Genomic DNA, 21942 nt, shown 5'->3' on the forward strand with positions numbered 1-21942 from the left:
TTTTTTTAATTTGACCAATTACCGTTAGTAAATACAGGAATTTCTTCTCCAGATTCAGTTACTCCAACTATATTTAATGTTTCATCTCCAACCATAAAATCAACATGAACCAAACTATCATTAGCTCCTCTTTCTTTTAATTCTTCTTCTGTCATCTTTTCTCCATCCTTTAAACAAGTTGGATAGGCTCTACCTAAAGCTAAATGACAAGATGCATTTTCATCATATAGTGTTTCAAAAAACATTGTATTTGTATTTGAAATCGGAGAATCAAAAGGAACCAAAGCAACTTCTCCTAAAGACAAAGCTCCTTCATCGGTTTCTAATAAAGATTTTAAAACTTCATAACCTTTTTTTGCTTCATATCTAACAACTTTTCCATTTTCAAATTCTAACTTAAATTCATCTATTATGTTTCCATTATAATTTAACGCCTTTGTACTATAAACAACACCGTTTATTCCATCTTTATGTGGGAGAGTAAATACTTCTTCAGTAGGCATATTAGCTGTAAAACTAATACCTTTAGCATTATATCCACTACCAGCCGCATTCCAAACATGGTTCTTTGGTAGTTCTATTGTTAAATTAGTACCTTTTTTACTAGAATATTTTAAATATTTGAACTGTTTTTCATTTAAATATTTTGCTCTTCTACTTAATTCACTAATATGTTCTTCCCAATCTTTAATTGAATCTCCTTCTCCTATTCTTGAAGTATAGAAAATCAAATCCCAAAGTTTTTCAACTGCATCTCCTTCTGAAAGATTAGGAAAAACAACTTTTGCCCAAGCTGGAGTAGGTGCTCCCACAACACACCAAGAATTTTTATCTGCCATAAGAGAAGTTGAAAAGTATTTCATAGCCTTAGAGTTTGCAACACTATTTGCTTTAATTTTCTCAATATCTAATCCATCAAATTTATTTGGATCATCGCCTACTACAGAAATAAAAACAGCATTACTGTCAATATAATCCGTATATTGATCTACTGTCCATTGTTTTACCTCAGAAAGCGTTTTAATACTTGCATATTCAAATTTACGTCTTGTAATAATGTCATCTCTCCAAACAACATTAACATCTCCAGCTCCAGCTTTATAAGCTTCTTCTGTTAAAGAACGAACAAGCTCTTTTGCTTCAATATTTGCTCTAATAACAACTAGTTGACCTTTTTGTACATTTGTTCCAACTTTAATAATTGTCTCAGAATATTTTTTTAATTTTTCCTTAAATTCCATAACCTTCTCCTTATATTATACTATAATTTAATTATACACTATTTTATTAAAAATGCAAACCTTAACAAAACCATCTCTATTTTTAATTAAGAATATATTTTATTACATCTATAATTAGAACTCCATTTATGATTAAATTACATATTAAATGAGCAGTCATAGGTACATAAATATTTCTTGTTTTTATATAAGAAACACTAAATAGTAAAGCCCAAATCATACATAAGAAAATACCCCACAATCTCAAAGAATGTTCTAAAGCATATAAAAACATTGATAAGAAGGTGGTAAATATCAGAATCTTATTATTTTTAAAAGAAATCAAATTCTGTCTAAAAAAGGTTTCCTCAATGATAGGTGGAAAAATAATTGTTGAAAAAGTGAATAAAATTAGTTTTAACCAATTATCAGCTCTCAATAAAATCATACCTTTATTAATGTTAGGAAATATATTTTCTAAAATAATAGTAAAGTAAAATGCAATAGAAATTAATACTACTGTGAAAATTACTTGTATAAAAAATTTTTTGCCACTCTTGATAGCATTATACCACTCTTTTATAGATAAATCTTTTCTTATGTAGAAATAGATAGCTAATAACAAATAAAAGCAAAAATTTGTATAAATATAAAATTGTTTTTCTACAATAAAACATGACACTACAAATAAAAGTTCTATAAAAATAGGAAAAATATTTGACTTTATATATTTGTTTTTCATTATTATACCCCCTTTAAATTTTTTAACTATTAAACAATAACATCAATTATAAACTTAACTACAATTGTTATATATACATTACTGCAAACAACTCTACTCTTAAAAATTTAAACTTTCTCCTATAGTATCTACGGCGTATTATTACTTGGTTATTTTGAATGGAAATATCTTTAATCTCTGAAATTATGTAATCATGATAATATTTTTTCATAGTTAAAATAAATACAGTTTTTTCTTTAAACAGGAATACTAAATCTAAAACGAATTATATCATTTTTTAATATTTTTTACCAATTACCATTTTTAGATAACAATATATTGCACATATTAAGCACACCTTTTCTGGTTTTATCGTTATTACCATTTTAGGATATTTTTTAACAGATGCAATTTTTTACAAATTAAAAGGCTGAGGATCTTTTACTCCCCAACCTTAATTACTAAACCTTGATTTTCGCAATATATGTCATAATCTGCAAAAATAATTTTTGATATCTTATCATAAAACATAGAGCTTTTATTCAACATTTCTAATAACTTTGTAACATTTATATTTATTTGATACTTTTGAATTAAAATATTTTTTAATTCATTTAATTCAATAAAAAGATTTTTTTCATTAAATACTATATACTCTACAAAACTTTCGAATGAAATATCTACAATTCCTTTTACAAAAATTTTATTTCCACCAATTTTAAGATATGAGAATTTTTCTCTTGCTTCAGTTAATATCGAACCATAAAACCAGTCTCCTAAATTAGTTTTTCTTAAATGGTTATCAAATCCACTTTTCTCTAATGATTGTATTGTAAAATAATCTCCATCTTTTGTAAAAGAATAAACTTTTTCTATAAATTCAAATAAATTCTCTATATTAATACCTTTTTTATTCAACCATCTAATATTTATAAGTTTATTAGGAGAAATCTCTATAATTTCATAATCTGATTTTAATTTATAAAAATGTGAAGAATATGAAACAATTTGTTTGATTTTACTTGGAAATAGTGTAGTATCAATAAAATCATCATTTGTCAATATATGATGAAAGTAATCTATTGCAGAAGAAAACCTATCACTTATTACATACTTAGAATATACTCTAAAACCTAAACTTTTAATAGAATAAGGATTTATCATATCTACACCAAAATTTGGAAATTCATTTCTATAAATATTATATATATCATCAATATAATAAAAATCTTTAGTTAGGATTTGTTTCAACTTATTGGCAATTACATCCGGCAACATAATTGCATCTATTTTATATATCCCATTATAAAAATATTTTTCAAAATTTTTCATATAATTAGCCAAAACAGTATTTGCAGATATTCCATACTCCTTTTCATATTCTATTGCAAAATCATAATTTGAAATTGGAGATAATGATAACAACAAATCCAAAACTTGAGAATCCCTATCTGCATTTCCAAATACAATATTAGGCATTCTACAAAAATCTACTAAAGGATATGCATCTTTATCACAAATTTTCTTCAATAAATTATGCAACTCGTACTCATCTTGTATATCATAATCTCTCATTAATTCAGGATATAAGTTATAAAATTTTAGGGTTGAATATTCAACATCTCTATACTGATTTAGATTTAATGTTGTTAATAATTCTTCAAAATCATAACTATTAATGTTATAATATCTAAACTTTTTTCCATATTTCCACAAAACACTGTTACTTTTAGCTAATTTATTTTCATATCCCCTTTCCATCATAAAAAGTTTATTATCATAATCTTTATCTAATTCATCAATTATCATAAAATAATAATCTTTAAAATCATCAAAAGTTATTTCTTTTCTTGCAAAATTTTTTAAAACATAATTTGAAATTTCATCTCTAGTACAATGTATATACTCTTTTCCAATTTTTACATAATCCTTATATACTGCTTTCTCAATATTTCTTTTTATGCTCTTTGGAATGTTATCATTAGACAATGCATCAATTAAAGGAGATTTTTCATAGTTATAATTATTGTAATCTGAATATCTTAATTTTAAATAAGAATAAATTTTACAATCATCAAAAGCAATTTTAAAATCTTCTTCTGATATCATATAATTTTTGTATATTCCTAAATATAAATCCTCTTTAAATTTTATTTTTTTAGCATAAAAAATATTTAAAATTTTTACAATTTTTTGCCTAACTCTTTCTCTAGTTAGATTTAACTCAATTCCTATTTGTTCTAAAGTGTAATTATTAATTCTTTTTATAAATATATTATAATCAGATTCTCCAAGTATAGATTCCGATTCATCAAATACTGAATTATATTTGATAAAATATGCATCATAAATTTTTATTATTTTTTTATTATTTAATAAATTTAAAATAATATTATCTATAAATTCATCATCTTGTAACAATTTTGGAGTGTTTTTAAATATATACTCTAAATCACAACCATAGGTATTTTCTCTAATTAAATCTATTAAATACATTTGATAACACTCTTTAATATAAAGTGAAGACAATAACATTTTTCTTATTTTTTCATCAGATAAGTAAAATTCAAAGTTATTCTCATATTCTGCAATTATAGTATAAGCTTCTAATATTTTCCCCACCTGTTTATTAAACTTCGCAAAATCTATGTCCAGTTTTTCGTTTAATGAATCAAAAATAGAAGCAATTAAAGTTTCGTTTTGATTAGATTCACAATCTTCAACTAAAATTAACTTGTAATTGCTTAAAGCATTAATTATTTCATCCACGCTTTTTCTTCCCATATTCTTAATAGACAAAAAGTATTCCTCATCTTTATTCATTATCTCTGAAATTTTATTTACTCCATTTCTTTTCAAACAATTATAGGACCTCTTACTAAGATTTAATTCTTCAATTTTTTCATCTATATATTTCTTACTATCAATTTCTATTAAATCACTATAATTATTTTTTAAATTAATATTATTAGTATTTGAAATACCATTTGTCTTTATAAAATCAATACAATCAAATACTTCATCCAAAGTTTTTTTCCCAAAACCTGACATGGTTTCAAAATCTATTTTAGGAATAGAGCACAGTTTCTCAATATTATCAATCCCATTTCTCATAAGAGAATTATATGCTCTATTTGATAAATTTAATGACTTTAATGAATAAAACTCCTCTTCCAAATTTTTCATATATTATCTCCTAAACTTATAAGTTTTCAAATTAACAGCATCACTTTTATTTTACTATAACACTAAATATTGTCTAATCTTCAATTATCGAATTTCTAACATTCTTTCTAGAGTTTCTACTAACCCTTCTACAAATCCAGACTTTTGAATAATTAATATTTCTTCATAAAGTCTTCTCATTTGTTGCATACTAGAAGTTTCATCTAATTTAAGCTCGTTTTTAGATTTTTTTACCCATCCCATTCCCTGTTCCAGCTATTTGCATGTCAAGCCTAGTTAAAGATAAACTCTCCAATTTATTTGCAATCAATAATTCATTCTATAGCCAATGTTGACAACTTTGCAAAGATATCCCTTATAATTTTTGTAGTGTTCAACTATATTTATAGACATATTTAATATGTCATTTTAGAAGAAATATGGTGCTCTAATTTTTATTTCAATATTTTCATTAATTTATTTTCAGCATCTCTTTATCACATTCATCAATAATATATTGTGGAATTGTGTCATACTCTCTAGGATCTAATTGAAATAAATAATCATTTTCTACATGAAAAGTTTCATTTATAAATTTTCTTATAACATCATTATCATGGTTCTCATTAAACGCAATTCTGTATAATTGCATTTTTTCATAGTTGCTACCACTGTTTATATATAATTCTTTTATAGTTCTTTTATTTTGTGTTTTTTCAATCTCTACTTCATAGTTAAATTCTGGGATTAATTTTTTAACATCTTTTTCCGCTTCTAGGATTTCATCATTTATCATTTCTCTATACTTCTGTTCGCCTGAAGACTCATCGAAATATTTGTACAGTGGCTCCTTTCTTTTATGAAAAATATTTGAAACCAATTGATATGACAATGTATTTTCCTCTTGAATTTCCTGTAATCTTCTTAAGTATACAAGTTTATTCAATATATCAATTTCAGAATATATACTGGACTTTGCAATATCAACAAAGGATTTAATATCCTTTTTGCTAATACTCTTTTCCGTTAATACACCTTCTTTTGTTGACAAAAAAGCTGCTTTAGGTGATGGATTAAAATGATGACACATGTTTTTAATCGAATCAATAACAGTATTAAATTCGTGAGTTAATAAAAGAACTGTCCTATTCTTCAAGCATTTTTTCCCCATAAATAGCATATTTATAATAGCGAATTTTTTATTTCCATCAAATGACGATATTGGATCATCTAATATAACTAAATCTGGATTTGTCTTTAGTACTTCATACATAAAAAGAACTAATGCAAAAGCATTCTTTTCTCCATAACTTAAATGATTAGTTACTGAGCTGATTTTACTTTTATTATCCTCATGTTTTAAAACTAGATGGTAATTATTAACATCATCATACTCTATTGAAACTCTGTATTTATATCCAGCATAGTATAGGAAATTATTTATTTCAGTATTATACTCTTCAATCGTTTCTTTGATATGTTTTTTTTGCTTATTAATTTCTCCCTGTAATTGTCCTGCTTTTAGTAAAACCTCATCCAACGTTGAATTTATTACATTTATCTTTTCCATAGACAACTTAGAATTTAGATGCGAATAATACGATAAATCAACTTTATATTTATTTAAATCATCAGCAATTTTCTCTGAGTATTTTAATGAATGAAATCCTATACCCTTTAACCCATTCAGTTGTGTCAGAAAAGTTTCAACCTGTTTTTTCACTTCAATCAAATAATTCTTTTGTGCATCCGTAATATCTGCTGCGTTTTGAGTAATTTCCCTTATTTTACTTTCTGCTTCATCACTAAAATACGGATTTAAAAGTTCAAATACTTCTAACATTTTATTTAATTGTTCAACAGATTTTGCATCATACTCTTCACTTACTTGTAAAATTGTTTTCTTTCTAACTTCTTCTACTTTATTTGCACAATATGGACATTTCTCATCTATATCCAAATAGCTTTTACCGTCCATTTGCCATTTTATCCACTTAACATTGTTTTCATTTTTTAAATAAGTGGAATATGCTTCTAATCCTTTAGGAATATTATCTATTTTATTACCTTTCCCTATCCCCTTAGCAATCGAACCTGCCGCTGAATAGCCACTTTTCGCCTTACCAAATCCCGCAACAAAATTCCGAAAAGCCTCTATTAACTCATCTAATTCAGGATGTTCTTTAAATGTTGCATTTATATTTTTTAAAAGTTCTTCTATTTCTTTTGTATGATTTTCATAATCACTCGTCTTTATAAAAATCTCAAAACTATTCTTTATTAGCTCATTCGGCTGAAAAATATAATCTTCAACATATTTTTCATTAAAAATTGCAACACTATTAAACTTTTCAGCACCGGAAATTTCTGGTGTGATTGTGCTTGTTGCTTCGTAATATTTAAAGGGAAGCAACGCTTTCTTTTGTGAATCATCATTTTTTATATACGCTTCTAATACTTTTGAAATAGTTGACTTTCCCGTTCCATTAATAGCGTATTTAATGTTAAGTCTACCTTCAATTAATTCTATATTTCCTATATCAATATTGTTGCAGTTTTTAATTTCTATATTCATGCCTTTATTTCTCCTCTAAAACACTTCTTCTATCAATTTCCAATTTTCATCATTCATATCATCCACATACTCTATGTTATTTAAATATAGCTCATCATTTCTATCTCTAACAAAACCAAAGTTATAGTCATACTTGTTCGCAAACTGCTTGAACGCTTCAAACTTATTTTCTATCTGTACATCAATATTTTTACTTTGTCCTTGCTTTTCTCCACCTTTTGTTTCAATTAACCAAATAGTTTCATCTTTAAGTTGCACAATGTAGTCAGGATAGAATAATCTTTGTTTATCAAAATTGTTTCCATAAACAATTGATAGATACTGTTGTCCACTATCTCCATTCTTATAAACATACTTCACATTTTCATTTTTCTCGCAATATTTCTCAAATAGTCTTTCTGAAGTCGAGCGGAAATCATCAGTAATCATAGATGTATTATATCCTTTATATACATTGCTCTCTAATTCTTTTACATATCTTTCGTATGGAACGTACCTATAGTGTTCTTCTAATGGAAATTTAAATTCTTCAATTTTGTTCTCAAGAATCATTAATTGGTCATGCCTTTGTCCTGAAAATTCAATGAAATCTCTTTTTAAGATTTCAGAATTATTTATGATGAATGCATAATATTCTCTCAAAGTTAAATTCAAAAGTTTAAACTTATTATTACCAAATCCCCATAAAAATAAAGTTCTTAATATTTGACTTGTTTTATTATATGAGAGACCAACATGCTTTTTGATGGCATCAATATTATGTTGAAGTTCAATACCGTGTGTATGGGTATTTATTTCTATTGACATTGTATTATAATTAGCAACTTCATCTCTAATTTCGGTTAAAGTTGAATATTTACCAGTTAAATATTGTCTTGAAAGAGCAGTTCCTAAAACAAATCTATTATTTTCAAGAATCTTAATATTTTCGTTCTTTATAGTAGATAGATTATATTTTTCTTTAAAAAATTCATAAACTCTATTTCTAATAGCCTGTTCATCAATATAGTTACCATCAAGGTTTCTCATCTCTTTAACCAGTTTTATATTTTTCGGTTCTTCTTTGAGAAATACTCTTTGAGTTTCAAAACCATTGCCGGCTTTAATTACCTCAAGTTTATATTTTTCATCAAAAGTATAGAGATAAGAGCAATCTAAAATCTCTCTACCATAGTGTTTTGCTCTTGGCATTCTTCTAAGTCTGCCAAGTGTTTGAATTTCAAAAGTTTCACTCATATTCTCACGAAGTTTAACAAGTATCTTTGCACGCGGACAATCCCAACCTGTCGCCAGGGCTTGTTTAAATAACAGAAATACAGGAGTTGCATTTGATTTTGTTATACTATCATCCTCTGTTGTTCCAATATTTATTTTCCCTAATTTCTTTGACTTCCTATCTTTATCCTCTTTATTTTCCGCTGAAAACCAACTTGCAAGAAGCTTATTTTCATAGGAATAGCCCATTGAATTAAGTTTTTCTTCAACGTGTTCTATTAAATCATCATTCAAATTAGGAAATTGAACTAATACAAGAGGTCTTATATCTTCCTTTTCGTCAATATAAGCCTGAGCAATTTGCTTTCGAATTTCATCTGCTTTTTCTAATAAAATATCTGTCTCATTTAACGTATTTTCAACTTCTACCATATCAAGCCCAACATTAATGTACATAAACCTTGTAATAAGCCCTTCGTTTATTACATCAATTTCGGGTATTTCATAAAATTCCCCAACCACCCTTTTATTCGGTGTTGCTGATACACGAATTTCATATTTTGCATTGATACTTGAGATAATATCGTCTGCCTTTGAAGTATTATTCTGATGTTCTTCATCAATGATGACAATAAAATTTAAGTTTCGATTATGGGCTTCACTAATTCTCTCAAAAAGATTTTTTCTCTCACTATCTCTAATAGCTGTATTATCTTTCTTTGTTATGGTTTCCCAGTTGATAAAATAGGTTGTTCCACTTTCAAAACCTGTGTTTAGAATGTTAAAAACATTACCCGTTTTAAGAGTTGTAGCAAAGCGTTCCATCTTTTCTTTCGATTGCTCTTCAAGTTCTCCCTTTCCCGGACAAAACCAACAAACTACACTATCTCTATGGAAATCAAGATATTTTTCAATATAGGCTACCAAAATAATCGTCTTGCCGGAGCCTGTCGGACTCTGCATTACAATCTTAGGTTTGGAATTGCTGTCAGTTGTTTTACTGAATAAGAAGTCGACGGCATCTTCTTGAAAATTTTTAAGTTTAATATCTATCATAGCTCGCCAACCTCCTTTAGTTCTTCTCTGAAATAGTATTCCGGAATTTCAATGATACTGACTCTCTTCTCATCAAGTATTCTTTGATTGCTTCGGGATAGGAATATACCTGAACGCACAAATAATTTTCCACCATTTTCAATCTTTGATATACTCTCATCTAGCTTATCTTCATCGTCAAGGACGATATATTTTTTACCATCAAGCTCGATGGCATGTTCCAACTCAATCAACTCTCTAATATGCTCCATCATCTTTTCTGAGATGCTTTCCTCGTCGTCAGAGAATTTTGGTATAAACTCCGTCTTGTAGTATTTCAGATTGTGCGGTAATTCTTCCTGAATATTCTTAAGTCTTTGATAGGTAACTTCCTCACAAATATTATTTTCATTATTCGTGCAAAGGATGTACTGGCGATTACCACTATCTTCCTTATTAAGTTGCATTACAGCATGACCTGTAGTTCCAGACCCTGCAAAGAAGTCGAGAACAATCGATTTATTATTTCCTGCTATTTCCAATAGCTTTGTAATTAAAGAAGTTGGCTTTGAAAAACTAAAATCAACATTTAATTTCCTTAGTTGTTCAGAAGCATCTTCATTTACACCTGCATTGTCAAACCAATTATTTGAAATCTGACCATCTGATTCATCTAAGAAAATTTTTAGGTATGGTGTTCCTGTGCTTGTCCAATAAATTTCACCATTATTATTCTTTTCCTCAAAAAACTGTTTATTCCTAATGCTTTTTATTCTTTTCTTAATTCCAGAGGGAGATACTATATCCAAAATATTCTTTCCTCTCGTATTATCGACGATAGTTCCCCTTCTAAATCTCTTTCCTGTAACTTCATCTACATACCTGTATTCCTTTATCGCAGTATCTTGTAAAGTAATCTTATTGAATAATCTATTAGCTTTATTTATTGCGTAACACAAAATAAATTCTCCAACAATTGCAAACTGTTTTGCACTATTATTTTGAGACTCGCTTCTTTTCCAATGTATTGAAGTAACAAAATTATCTTCACCAAATACACTATCACAAAGTAATTTTAGTTGAGCCTGTTCATTATCATCGATACTTATGAATATAACACCCTCATCACTTAAAAGTTCTCTTGCAATTAGTAATCTCTTTTCCATAAAAGAAAGCCATTTGCTATGAGAATATCCATCGGTTTTATCTACAAAGCAGTCATCATAAATAAAATCTTTATTTCCCGTATTATACGGCGGATCTATATAGATAACATCAATCTTTCCCTTGTGAGTTTTCTCCAGTAATTTTAAAGAATGAAGGTTATCTCCTTCAAGTAAAAAGTTGTATGGTTCATCTTCGTTTGCAATGATTTTTCTATTCTCCTCTTCAACAAAGATTGGAATATTATGTTCCAACATTTCATCGACTTTTTCCGAATGCTCTTCCCATATTAGTCCATATTTCTTTTCATTAAGTGCATTTTCAATCTCTGTAATAGCACGAATATTTTCATCATCATTATTGATTTCTTTTAATTTTTCAAGATATTCCAGCATTTTTTCACGCTTAATTTTTGATAAATTAGCCATTATATTCCTCTCTATATTACTAATCTTATATAAAATAAGTATATTGTATTTATTATGATTATTTAATATAATCCATCTCTATTCCCACTCGATTGTTGCTGGTGGTTTGCTTGTTATGTCATAGACAATTCTGTTTATATTCTCTACTTCATTTACTATTCTTACGGAAACTCTGTCCAATACTTCGTATGGGATTCTTGCCCAGTCCGCTGTCATAAAGTCTGTTGTTGTAACTCCTCTTAAGGCCAGAGTGTAGTCGTATGTTCTAAAGTCTCCCATCACTCCAACTGTTTTGTTATTTGTTATAACTGCAAAATATTGGCTTATATTTTTATCTTCTCCGACTTTTGCGATTTCTTCTCTGAATATGGCATCGGCATTTCTTAAGATTTCCAATTTTTCTTCTGTTACTTCTCCCATTACTCTAATACCTAAACCGGGTCCCGGGAATGGTTGTCTGAAAACTAAATATTCAGGCATTTTTAGTTCTAAACCTAATCTTCTAACTTCATCTTTGAATAAATCTCTTAAAGGTTCTATTAAATCTTTAAAATCTACAACATCCGGAAGTCCACCTACATTGTGATGTGATTTTATAACTTTTGCATCTCCAAGTCCTGATTCAATAACATCAGGATATATTGTCCCTTGTGCTAAGTAATCTACTTGACCGATTTTTTTAGCTTCATCTTCGAAAACTCTAATAAATTCTTCTCCGATTATTTTTCTTTTTTGCTCAGGATCTGTTATTCCTTTTAACTTTTCTAAAAATCTGTCTTTTGCATTTACTCTTACAAAATTTAATTCATCATTTTTAAAAGCTTCTTCTACCTCATCACCTTCATTTTTTCTCATAAGTCCAGTATCTACAAATACACAAATTAACTGGCTTCCGATAGCTTTTGAAAGCAATGATGCACAAACAGAAGAGTCAACACCACCTGAAAGAGCTAATAAAACTTTTTTATCTCCAACAGTTTGTTTAATTTTTTGTATTTGTTCATTCATAAAGTTTTGCATTGTCCAATCACCACTTGCATTACATATATCATAAAGGAATGATTTTATTAATTCTTTTCCTTCTTCTGAATGATTAACTTCTGGGTGATATTGAACTGCATAAATTCTCTTTTCTTCATTTTCTATTCCTGCATAAGGACATGTATCAGTATGTTGAATACAATCAAATCCTTCAGGAAGTTTTACAACTTGGTCTTGATGACTCATCCAAACCGTTGTTTCAGGTTTCATATTTGAAATAAGTTTTGAATTTTTATCTTTTATACATAAAGTTTTCCCAAATTCTTTTTTGTCTGCTTTTTCTACAATTCCTCCAAATGTTTGAGAGATTAATTGCATTCCATAACATAATCCTAAAATTGGGATATTAAATTCAAAAATTTCTTTTTCAATTTTTGGTGCATTTTTATCATAAACACTATTAGGTCCACCAGTAAAGATTATCCCGATAGGTTTTTTTATTTTTATTTCATTAACTGCTTTATTATAGGGAACAACTTCACAATATACATTAAGATCTCTTACTCTTCTAGCAATTAATTGGTTATATTGTCCTCCAAAATCAACAACAAGTATTAATTCATTTTTCATAAAATAGTCTCCTTAATTTTATTTAACAATAATATTATATAATAATAACAGCAAAAGGTAAATATTAATATAATTATTTTAATTGAAAAAGGAAGCTTTCGCTTCCTTTGATTAATAATTTATTTTACTTCTGTAGGTACTGTAATTTTACCTTCAGCAATACTCTTCTTTAATTCTTCAATTTTTTGTTTTAATTCATTAGGAATTTTAATCTTTAATTGATCTTCTTTTCCATATGCAACGTCAACACCATTTGTTTTTAGTGAAAATTCAATAGTTTCTCCACCTCTGAATTTTCCTTCATATAAATCTTTACCAACACTCTTAATAGCTTCATTTACTTTTTTAATTGTAGAAGCTACAACATATTCCGGTGCTAAGTAAGATTGGTCTCTATCTACACCAAAAACGAATTTTTTGTTTTCTTTTGCTGATTCGATAACACCATTTCCTGTACCGCCTGATGCATGGAAAATCATATCAACTCCTGATGAGTACATACTATTTGCAATAGCTTTACCCTTAGTTGCGTCTCCAAAACTTTCGGCATATTGAGCAACAACTTCTACTTTTTTATTCTTGTCTTTTGCTGCTTGTTCAACACCGGCTCTAAAACCTGCTTCAAATTTTTTGATTAATGGAGATGTAATACCGCCAATGAAACCAACTTTGTTTGAAGTTGTAAGTGAGCCTGCTAAATATCCAACCAAGAATGAATTTTCATTATCTGCAAAAATTGTTCCAATAAGGTTCTTTGGAGTATTTTCAAAAGAAGAATCAATAATTACATACTTTTGATTCGGATTAGCTTTTGCTGCCGCTTCAATATCTTTTTTCAATGCAAAACCAATACCTGCAATTAAATCATTTTTAGAATCAAGTAAAGTTTCTAAATGTGTTTTATAATCAGAAGCTTGTTTACTTTCCAAATAAGTAGGTTTTTCGATTATACCTTCTTTTTGTAATTCTTTTAAGCCTTCATAAGCAGATTGGTTAAATGATTGATCGTTAACACCACCAGTGTCAGTTACCATAGCATACTTAATTGGTTTTTTAGTATTTTCTTTTTTTTCTCCTGTTTTTTCATTAGGTTTAGAAGAACAACCTGTTAAAATCATAGCACCCACTAAAAGTGCTGCGAAAGTCTTTTTAAATTTCATATAAAACCCTCCTAAATTATTTAGTCTAGTACATTATATATCAAAATTACTAAAATTACAATACTTTTTTTAATCTCCAACTAAATTATCTCCACTATTGGAATTACTATTATTTTTTTTATCAGATTCAACATTTTCTCCTGATTCAGACTTATTATCTAGATACTGTCCAATAATATCTCTAACAATTGGGCCACAATATGCTCCAGCTCCTCCTTGGAATATTACAGTAGCAATAGCAATTTCCGGTTTATTATAAGGTGCAAAAGAAACGTTCCAAGCATAGTTATCATATGCTTGTCCAGTAACAGGATTTACTCCACTTTTTTGTGCTGTACCTGTTTTTGTTCCAATTTCTATTGGTAAATTTTTAAAAATTTTAGAGTTTTCAGAAGTTTTAGACGCCATGTTCATTCCTTCTAAAATGTATTTTAAATTTTTAGGATTAAAACTTGATTTTTCAGTTTCAGGATCGTTTTGGAATGAAACCTTATTATCATGACTTACTATTTTTTCAATAACAGATGTTTTTATCTTTTGTCCACCATTTGCAATCATAGCCATATATCTTGCCATTTGTATAGGTGTATAAGCATTTTGTCCTTGCCCTATTACAGTATTTAGTGAGTCAGCATTAGACCAAGAAGCTTGATTTAAATAGTCAAACTTTATCATATCTGCTAAAGTAACTTTTGAATTTCCAACTGCTTCTTCAGCTTTTAATTCCAATTTCTTCAATCTTTTAATTACTTCTGTTCTTGATAGAACTGTTTCTTCATCAGTCCAATTTACAATAGTATCAATTATTTTATTAAAGTCGTAATCTTCCTTATTTTTACCATCTAAAATATATTTATCAATTTCTTTCTCTAACTTTTGTTTTAACATGATTTTAGTTAGAGATTTTTTAGTATTTGAATCAGGAACAACTCCCTTGCTTTCTTTTGGAACATTTATTTCAATACCTGTTCTTTCTCCAAGCCCCAATTCTTTTACAGTTTTTGATAAATCTTCAATTGTAATTTTAGTACCTGTTTTTTTATTTGATTTAGGATTTTCTCCTAATGCTAAAGCATAAAAATAGTAGTTACAGCTATCTCTTAAAGCAGTTCTTAAATTTTCATTTCCGTGTGTTCTTTTATATTGATTCCATATCCAACAACCAAATTTAGTATCACCAACGTCCATTACACCTTGACAGTTAATATTTTCATTAGGATTCAATCCTTTTTCAAGAGCTGCGAGTGCACTTGCAAGTTTGAAAGTTGAACCCGGTTGTGAAATACTTTGAGTGGCTATGTTGTATAAAGGTCTAGGAGCAAGAAAATCTCTTGCATCTTCTGGAAATAAACTTATCCAATCACTATTTGAAATTCCTGTTACAAAAAGATTTGGATCATAAGAAGGATAACTTGCAAGTGCTAAAACTTTTCCCGTTTTAACATCAAGCACAACAACTGCTCCACTTGTTGCATTTTTATGACTTTCATTAGGTCTATAACTTCCCCACTTACTTTTATACTCACTTCCATTTCTAATAGATTCCAAAGTACGTTTTAAAGACTCTTCAGCTACCTTTTGTAAATTTGCATCTATCGATAAATATACATTTTTTCCTGGAACAGCCTGTGTTTCAGAAATTGTTTCTGTTCTATTTCCTCTATTATCGACCATTACTTTCTTTAAACCGTCTTTTCCTTTTAATGAAGCTTCTTGACTTTCTTCAACTCCTGTCTTTCCGATAAAACTATCTGAAGAATATCCCTTATCCTTACTATATTTTTCAATTTCATCTTGTTGCGAAATTTTCCCAATATATCCTAAAATGTGAGAAGCTAATTCCCCATTAGGATAATGTCTTATTGGTTCCATCGAAACAGTAAATCCCTTATTATTTTCAAATTTTTCCTTTATATGAGAAACACAAGGTTCAGAAATACCATAAGTAAGAGTAATAGGAATATATGCCTTGTCTCCTTGTAATTCAACTTTTCTATTTAAAACTAAATAACTATAAGCATTATAATCATCCAAATTTTCAATGGAATATGTCTTTTTTAAAGTTGAGAATAAGCTTTCTGCTGTATAATCGTCTTTAATTTTATATCTATTTTTTATTTCTGTTCTGTTAATATTATAAACATAATCAAATGATTTACTTGTTATAGAAATTTTTAAAATAATATTATTTTCGGTATTTACTTCTTGAGCAACAGTTTTTATATCATCAGATAAAACAAAATCATAAAGTAGACCATTTTCTTCTGCAATGGAAATTAAATGAGTTAAAGGTTCAATATCTTTTTTCGCATTATCTTTATAATTAAATTGTACTTTTTCCTTATCTTTTTCATCTTTAACTAATGTATATTCAACATTTGCATCAATATTTTTTTCCTCTAATTTCTTTAATAAAATCTCAGCAGGAATAATCTTATTTCCTTTTTTATCAACTTTTACATAACTCAATAATTTATCCATGGTAAATTTTCTAACCATATTATAAAAATCATCTTTTGCACTAGTTTCTAGAGTTACCTTTGAATTTTGTCTATTTAATTCTGATTTTATTAGTAATAAATTATATCTATTCAAATCAACCAATGGACTTAATTCTATATTTTTTAAAAGATTTTTTTTCTTTAATTCTTCATAAACTAATTTTCTAGCCAAAGGTTGATCTAATATTTTTCTTATTATTGACTTATCATCTTTTACTAAATCGGCAACATGTGAATAAATTCCCTTAGAAAGGTCTTTACCTTTTGCATATTCTTCATATTTTTTATCCTTAGAGAAACTTATATCTCCACTATCTACATCAAAAAAATCACTTGGAACATATATTCCTTTAAGTTGTAAATCTCTTATAACTTTTTTTATGATATAGTATGAAAATTTTGATGAAGAATTTTTTTCAATTCTAAGTTTTAAAATATCTTCTACCAATTTATTTTCTAAAATTATATCCAAAACTTTTTCTTTGGGAGATTTTTGTTCAGTAAAATAATCTACATCTGAAGAATATACAAAATAATTAATTCCTAAAAAATAATCATCAGTATCCCAACTTGCACCATCTTTATTAAGTATTCTGGTTAATTCTTCAATTTTACTTACTTTCTCATCTTTATTTAATCTATTAAATTCATCTTTTAAAATCTGAACAGCTGGACTCGTCTTTACTCCTGCTAATAATTTTCCATTTCTATCATAAATATTACCTCTAGGAGCTGTTATTTTCACATCTTTAAGTCTATTATTATCTGCTTTATCTCTGTAGTCATCACCATTTATTATTGTTAAATGAAATAGTTTTACAACAAGTGCAATCATTAAAATAAATAAAATGGAATAAACTATCTTATATCTTAATTGTCTATCATTAATCTTTTCTAATTTATTCTTGTCAAAAATTTTCATACATCTACACCCACTAAAATCTAAATTTTCTTTTCTTAAACACTTTTTTTATAACATAATTACATATCAAATATAATATAACATTTAAAATCATTTCAATAATTATCGGACCTTTTAAATATTTAATAAGACCTACTGAGGACGAATTTTCTAAAAACATATAAATTATTGTATTCATAACCCAATAAAACAATGTTGCAACAACTGTAATTATTGATCCTGAACGGATATCTCCTTTGTTTATAGAGTCCTCATTATATCCTACTATAAATCCAATCATATAATATATTAATGCTCTTATCCCAATTACTTTTGAAAACAAACTATCTTCAATAATACCAAGAACAATTCCTGAATAACCAGATACATAAGATCCAAAATTCATAGCGATAGCAACAACTAATGCTAAACTCATATTTGCCTTAGAACTAAATATACCAAAATTTGGTAATATGGCTGTTTGTATCATTATACTAGCAAAAAACATTAACACAACTTTTAATCTATTCATTGCCATCACCATTTCCTTTTAATACAAACACTCTAAATAAAGTTGTAAAATCAACTGGAGATTTCACACTTATCTTTTTTTCTAAACCATTTTCTGAAGTATTTACATCTGTAACTTCTCCAATATATAAATTTCTAGGAAATACACCACCTCGACCTGAAGTAACTAGTTTATCTCCAGCCACGACATCTGCATCTGATTTATACATAAATCCAGAAAGTAAATTGTTCTCTTGCCCATTTATTGCTCCATATGATTGCGTTCTTACCACATTAAATGAAACATTACTTGAAGAGTCAACTAAACTAGATACTTTACTCCAATTATATCCAACCTCTATTACTTTTCCAACAACTGCTTTAATATAAGTGTTTTCATTTTCTCCAACAGTTCCCTGAACTATAATATCTCCAACTTTAACTCCATCTTTACTACCTTTATTTATATTAAATCGTATAAGCAAACTATTGTTATCCAATGCAATTACATTTGCACTTAAAAGATTTTCTTTATTCTTTAAGTACAAATTGTATTCATTTTTTAAAAATTCTTCTTTTGCAATAATATTCTCCATACTTACATTTTTTTCTTTAAGTTCTGCATTTTCAATTTTTAATTTTTCGTTTTCTTCTCTAATTGCTTTTGATCCAAAAATACTTTTAAAAACCTCTTTTGAACTTGCGATAGAAGAATAAACAATTCTTGAAATTGAATTAGTTACGGTTCCTATAGCATTTTCTCCAATATTCATAATAGAAGAATTACTACTGAAAAAAATTATAGAACTCAAAATTATTACTGTAGTGAAAAAAGAAATTTTCTTTTTTCTTGCTTTAATATTTCTAAATCTATTCATTATTCTTTCTCCTATTATTTTTCGCTCTTGCATTATTAGCCAATATACTTGCTCCAGAACAAGTGCAAGTCAATGGATTATCAACAACATTAATTGCTATTCTAAGTTCATTTTGCAAATATTCTACACAACCATTAATTTTAGAACAACCACCAGTTAAAAATATACCATTTCTTAAAACATTTCCTGTCATTGATGGAGGAGTTTTTTCCAAAATAACTTTTATCGCATCAATAACTGCGTTAAAAAGTGGGAATAATGAAGAAGTTATATCTTTTCCATATATTGTGGCATTTCTAGGCATTCCACTATTTACATCTCTTCCAAATATTGAAAGATTATTAGTAATATTACTAGTTATAAATGATGATAAATTAATCTTTATGAATTCAGCTGTTTCTTTATCTATCATTAAATCATATTTATTTTTTACAATATTTATGATATCATAATCTATTGAATCTCCACCAATATCTACAAATTTTGAAGCAACAACACCTCCCAAACTAACTAATGAAACATCAACTGTTCCTCCACCTACATTAGCTATAATACTTCCTGATGGCTCTAATGCAGGAAGTCCCATTCCAATCGCAGAAGCAACTGCACTTGGAATAAATTCAACACTTCTTGCACCAGAATAAATCACACAATCTTCAATAGCTCTTCTATCAACCTCAGATATTCCACTAGATATGGCAATATGTACCTTTGGATGAAAAACTGAAAATGTTGACTTTGCTTTTTTCAATAAATTTGTAAGCATTACCTGTGCTATTTCAAAATTTATTATTTTTCCTCCCTTTATAGGTGCTAATGTTATTATATTATCAGGAGTTTTCCCCTCCATACTTTTTGCTTTTTCTCCAACTGCAACAATTTCATAGTTATTTAAGTCAACTGCAACTACAGAAGGCTCCATTATCTTTCCATCTTTTCTTTTTGAGTAAATTAGAGTATTAGATGTTCCTAAATCTAAAGTTAAATCTTCCCCTAAAATCCACGAAAAACTCATTTTTTTACCTCTCTTATCTCATTAATCCTTTTTCTTTTAAACTTACATATTTATTATATCCAATTATAATATGGTCTAATAATCTAATTCCAACTAAGTCTCCTACATCTTCTAATCTTTTTGTTATATCTATGTCTTGTGAACTAGGAGTTGGATCTCCACTTGGATGATTATGCAAACAAATAATACTATTTGCTCCATATCTCAAAGCATATTTAAAAACTTCTCTTGGATGAACTATGGATGAGTTCAAATCTCCTTTGGATATTTCATTCCAAGATATTATTTTGTTCTTTGTATCTAGTAATAAAACATAAAAATGTTCTTTCATTTCATCTCTTAATATGTTCATAAAGATATCAGCTACACTTTTAGGTGAACAAAACGAAAAATTATCAACACATTCTCTCATATTCAACCTTTTAAAAAGTTCTAAAGCTGAAACCAAACTACATGCTTTAGACAAGCCAATTCCATCAATTTCCATCAAATCATTAATTGTAATCTCACTAATTCTATGAAATTTACTCATATATATCCATAGTTTTTTTGAAAGTGTTAACACATCTTCTTTTTTTGAACCACTTCGAATTAAAATAGCTAAAAGTTCATATTCTGATAAACTTTCAGGACCAAATTTATAAAGTTTCTCTCTTGGCTTATCTGTTTCGTTCAATTCATTTATTGAAATAGTAAAAGTTTCAATATCTTTATATTCGACATTTTTTAAGCTATTTACTTCATTAATTGTTTTATCACCAAAAGATATTTCTTCTTCTTTAATTTCTTTTTCAAATGATTTCATATCCTTTGTTTTTTCATTTTTTAAAAATACTTTTAAATCTTTTAAAAAATCATCATAATTATAATTTGACATAATAACCTCTTAAAATTTTATACATATAATTTGAAATAACACCAACTAATATGCCTGTAAAAATTCCAATCATCCCTAAAAAAGGAATAAAATTAACCAAAGTTTTTGTATTTAAAAGAATCATAGAAACTAGTATTTGAACCATAACATGGGAAACAGAACCTAAAACACTTATTCCTATTAAACTTAAAAATTTACTACAAAACTTATTTAATAAATACATAACAATAATACTTGTAAATCCTGCAGTAAAATTATATATAAAACTTATTGGATTTCCTAAAATCATTACCAATAAAATAGCCTTTAAAAATGAAATAAAAAATGCTTCCTTAAAACTAAATAATAAAATAGAATTTATTATTATTATATTTGACAATCCTAATCTCACATTTGGTATAGGAATAGGAATATAATATTCCAGTAATGAAACAATTAAAGCTACTGAAACAAATAATGAAATTAAAACTACTTTTTTTGCTTTCACTAATTTACCACATCCAAATCATTAGTTTTTCTCGATTTTATTTGTATTACAAGTCTATTAGGCATACAAATAATTGCTTGTCCAACTTTATTTATTTTACCAAATTTAACATCAAGTTTATCAGGACAACTTGCTTCTATTACTCTAACGCCGTCATTATCAACCTCTAGAATATTAAGTCCAAAAGAAGTTCTTATAGGATAAACTTTCTTTTCATTACCAAAAGTGATTTGTTTAATCTCTTCTCCGTTTACTTTAACACTAATATATTTATCTCCAGTTGTTATAAAACTATTGCTTATGTAGATAAATGAAAAGCAAAATATAACAATTAAAGTAAAGATAACAATAACATCTCCTTTTTTCATACACACTTCCCTATTAGTACTATAAAATATCAAGATTCCTAAATATACACAAATTCAATCAGGCTTGAATAAGTAATATTTTATCTCAGCATTAATTTTATCAAAAAATTA

General features: G+C 27.4%; 16 protein-coding genes. All 16 read right to left on the bottom strand.

What is annotated here, in order from left to right:
* Positions 1-5 precede the first annotated feature (5 nt).
* Positions 6-1241: an aminopeptidase gene (locus VJI95_RS00580; RefSeq protein ID WP_324009871.1), complete on the bottom strand. Its 1236-nt coding sequence runs from the start codon at positions 1239-1241 to the stop codon at positions 6-8.
* 82 nt (positions 1242-1323) lie between these two features.
* The gene (locus VJI95_RS00585; protein ID WP_324009872.1) at positions 1324-1962 is read right to left on the bottom strand and encodes a CPBP family intramembrane glutamic endopeptidase; all 639 of its coding nucleotides are present in this window, start codon (positions 1960-1962) and stop codon (positions 1324-1326) included.
* A gap of 420 nt (positions 1963-2382) precedes the next feature.
* Entirely contained in the window at positions 2383-5127 is a 2745-nt protein-coding gene (locus VJI95_RS00590; RefSeq protein WP_324009873.1) for a DNA-directed RNA polymerase subunit alpha C-terminal domain-containing protein, read from the bottom strand.
* Positions 5128-5211: 84 nt separating this feature from the next.
* Entirely contained in the window at positions 5212-5370 is a 159-nt protein-coding gene (locus VJI95_RS00595) for a hypothetical protein (protein ID WP_324009874.1), read from the bottom strand.
* 208 nt (positions 5371-5578) lie between these two features.
* Entirely contained in the window at positions 5579-7681 is a 2103-nt protein-coding gene (locus VJI95_RS00600; RefSeq protein ID WP_324009875.1) for an AAA family ATPase, read from the bottom strand.
* Positions 7682-7696: 15 nt separating this feature from the next.
* Positions 7697-9952, bottom strand: a complete 2256-nt coding sequence (locus tag VJI95_RS00605; RefSeq protein WP_324009876.1) for a DEAD/DEAH box helicase — start codon at positions 9950-9952, stop codon at positions 7697-7699.
* Complete coding sequence (locus VJI95_RS00610; protein WP_324009877.1) at positions 9949-11523, bottom strand: site-specific DNA-methyltransferase; 1575 nt, start codon at positions 11521-11523, stop codon at positions 9949-9951. The genes VJI95_RS00605 and VJI95_RS00610 overlap by 4 nt, the downstream gene beginning before the upstream one ends.
* Positions 11524-11601: 78 nt before the next feature.
* Positions 11602-13134: a glutamine-hydrolyzing GMP synthase gene (guaA, locus tag VJI95_RS00615; RefSeq protein ID WP_324009878.1), complete on the bottom strand. Its 1533-nt coding sequence runs from the start codon at positions 13132-13134 to the stop codon at positions 11602-11604.
* Positions 13135-13253: 119 nt separating this feature from the next.
* Positions 13254-14294 carry a BMP family ABC transporter substrate-binding protein gene (locus VJI95_RS00620; protein ID WP_324009879.1) on the bottom strand — a complete coding sequence of 347 codons (1041 nt, stop codon included), beginning with the start codon at positions 14292-14294 and terminating at the stop codon, positions 13254-13256.
* A gap of 69 nt (positions 14295-14363) precedes the next feature.
* On the bottom strand, positions 14364-17717 hold the full coding sequence (locus VJI95_RS00625) for a penicillin-binding transpeptidase domain-containing protein (RefSeq protein WP_324009880.1): 3354 nt from the start codon (positions 17715-17717) through the stop codon (positions 14364-14366).
* Positions 17718-17730: 13 nt separating this feature from the next.
* A complete protein-coding gene (gene mreD, locus VJI95_RS00630) occupies positions 17731-18228 on the bottom strand; it encodes a rod shape-determining protein MreD (protein ID WP_323999055.1) in 498 nt (165 codons plus the stop codon).
* A complete protein-coding gene (gene mreC / locus VJI95_RS00635; protein WP_323999056.1) occupies positions 18221-19084 on the bottom strand; it encodes a rod shape-determining protein MreC in 864 nt (287 codons plus the stop codon). Before mreC ends, mreD begins: the two co-directional genes overlap by 8 nt.
* Complete coding sequence (locus VJI95_RS00640; protein ID WP_323999058.1) at positions 19077-20099, bottom strand: rod shape-determining protein; 1023 nt, start codon at positions 20097-20099, stop codon at positions 19077-19079. Before VJI95_RS00640 ends, mreC begins: the two co-directional genes overlap by 8 nt.
* 13 nt (positions 20100-20112) lie before the next feature.
* Positions 20113-20976: a RadC family protein gene (gene radC, locus VJI95_RS00645; protein WP_324009881.1), complete on the bottom strand. Its 864-nt coding sequence runs from the start codon at positions 20974-20976 to the stop codon at positions 20113-20115.
* Entirely contained in the window at positions 20963-21463 is a 501-nt protein-coding gene (locus tag VJI95_RS00650) for a Gx transporter family protein (protein WP_323999062.1), read from the bottom strand. The genes radC and VJI95_RS00650 overlap by 14 nt, the downstream gene beginning before the upstream one ends.
* A complete protein-coding gene (locus tag VJI95_RS00655; RefSeq protein WP_323999063.1) occupies positions 21463-21831 on the bottom strand; it encodes a NusG domain II-containing protein in 369 nt (122 codons plus the stop codon). Before VJI95_RS00655 ends, VJI95_RS00650 begins: the two co-directional genes overlap by 1 nt.
* Between the last annotated feature and the right edge of the window lie 111 nt (positions 21832-21942).

The organism is Parvimonas sp. C2 (assembly GCF_035282405.1).
Lineage (GTDB): Bacteria > Bacillota > Clostridia > Tissierellales > Peptoniphilaceae > Parvimonas.

Excerpts from the sequence above, each read along its gene's own strand:
- VJI95_RS00580 (WP_324009871.1), bottom strand. The coding sequence starts at position 1,241 with ATGGAATTTAAGGAAAAATTAAAAAAATATTCTGAGACAATTATTAAA.
- VJI95_RS00585 (WP_324009872.1), bottom strand. The coding sequence starts at position 1,962 with ATGAAAAACAAATATATAAAGTCAAATATTTTTCCTATTTTTATAGAA.
- VJI95_RS00590 (WP_324009873.1), bottom strand. The coding sequence starts at position 5,127 with ATGAAAAATTTGGAAGAGGAGTTTTATTCATTAAAGTCATTAAATTTA.
- VJI95_RS00595 (WP_324009874.1), bottom strand. The coding sequence starts at position 5,370 with ATGGGATGGGTAAAAAAATCTAAAAACGAGCTTAAATTAGATGAAACT.
- VJI95_RS00600 (WP_324009875.1), bottom strand. The coding sequence starts at position 7,681 with ATGAATATAGAAATTAAAAACTGCAACAATATTGATATAGGAAATATA.
- VJI95_RS00605 (WP_324009876.1), bottom strand. The coding sequence starts at position 9,952 with ATGATAGATATTAAACTTAAAAATTTTCAAGAAGATGCCGTCGACTTC.
- VJI95_RS00610 (WP_324009877.1), bottom strand. The coding sequence starts at position 11,523 with ATGGCTAATTTATCAAAAATTAAGCGTGAAAAAATGCTGGAATATCTT.
- guaA (WP_324009878.1), bottom strand. The coding sequence starts at position 13,134 with ATGAAAAATGAATTAATACTTGTTGTTGATTTTGGAGGACAATATAAC.
- VJI95_RS00620 (WP_324009879.1), bottom strand. The coding sequence starts at position 14,294 with ATGAAATTTAAAAAGACTTTCGCAGCACTTTTAGTGGGTGCTATGATT.
- VJI95_RS00625 (WP_324009880.1), bottom strand. The coding sequence starts at position 17,717 with ATGAAAATTTTTGACAAGAATAAATTAGAAAAGATTAATGATAGACAA.
- mreD (WP_323999055.1), bottom strand. The coding sequence starts at position 18,228 with ATGAATAGATTAAAAGTTGTGTTAATGTTTTTTGCTAGTATAATGATA.
- mreC (WP_323999056.1), bottom strand. The coding sequence starts at position 19,084 with ATGAATAGATTTAGAAATATTAAAGCAAGAAAAAAGAAAATTTCTTTT.
- VJI95_RS00640 (WP_323999058.1), bottom strand. The coding sequence starts at position 20,099 with ATGAGTTTTTCGTGGATTTTAGGGGAAGATTTAACTTTAGATTTAGGA.
- radC (WP_324009881.1), bottom strand. The coding sequence starts at position 20,976 with ATGTCAAATTATAATTATGATGATTTTTTAAAAGATTTAAAAGTATTT.
- VJI95_RS00655 (WP_323999063.1), bottom strand. The coding sequence starts at position 21,831 with ATGAAAAAAGGAGATGTTATTGTTATCTTTACTTTAATTGTTATATTT.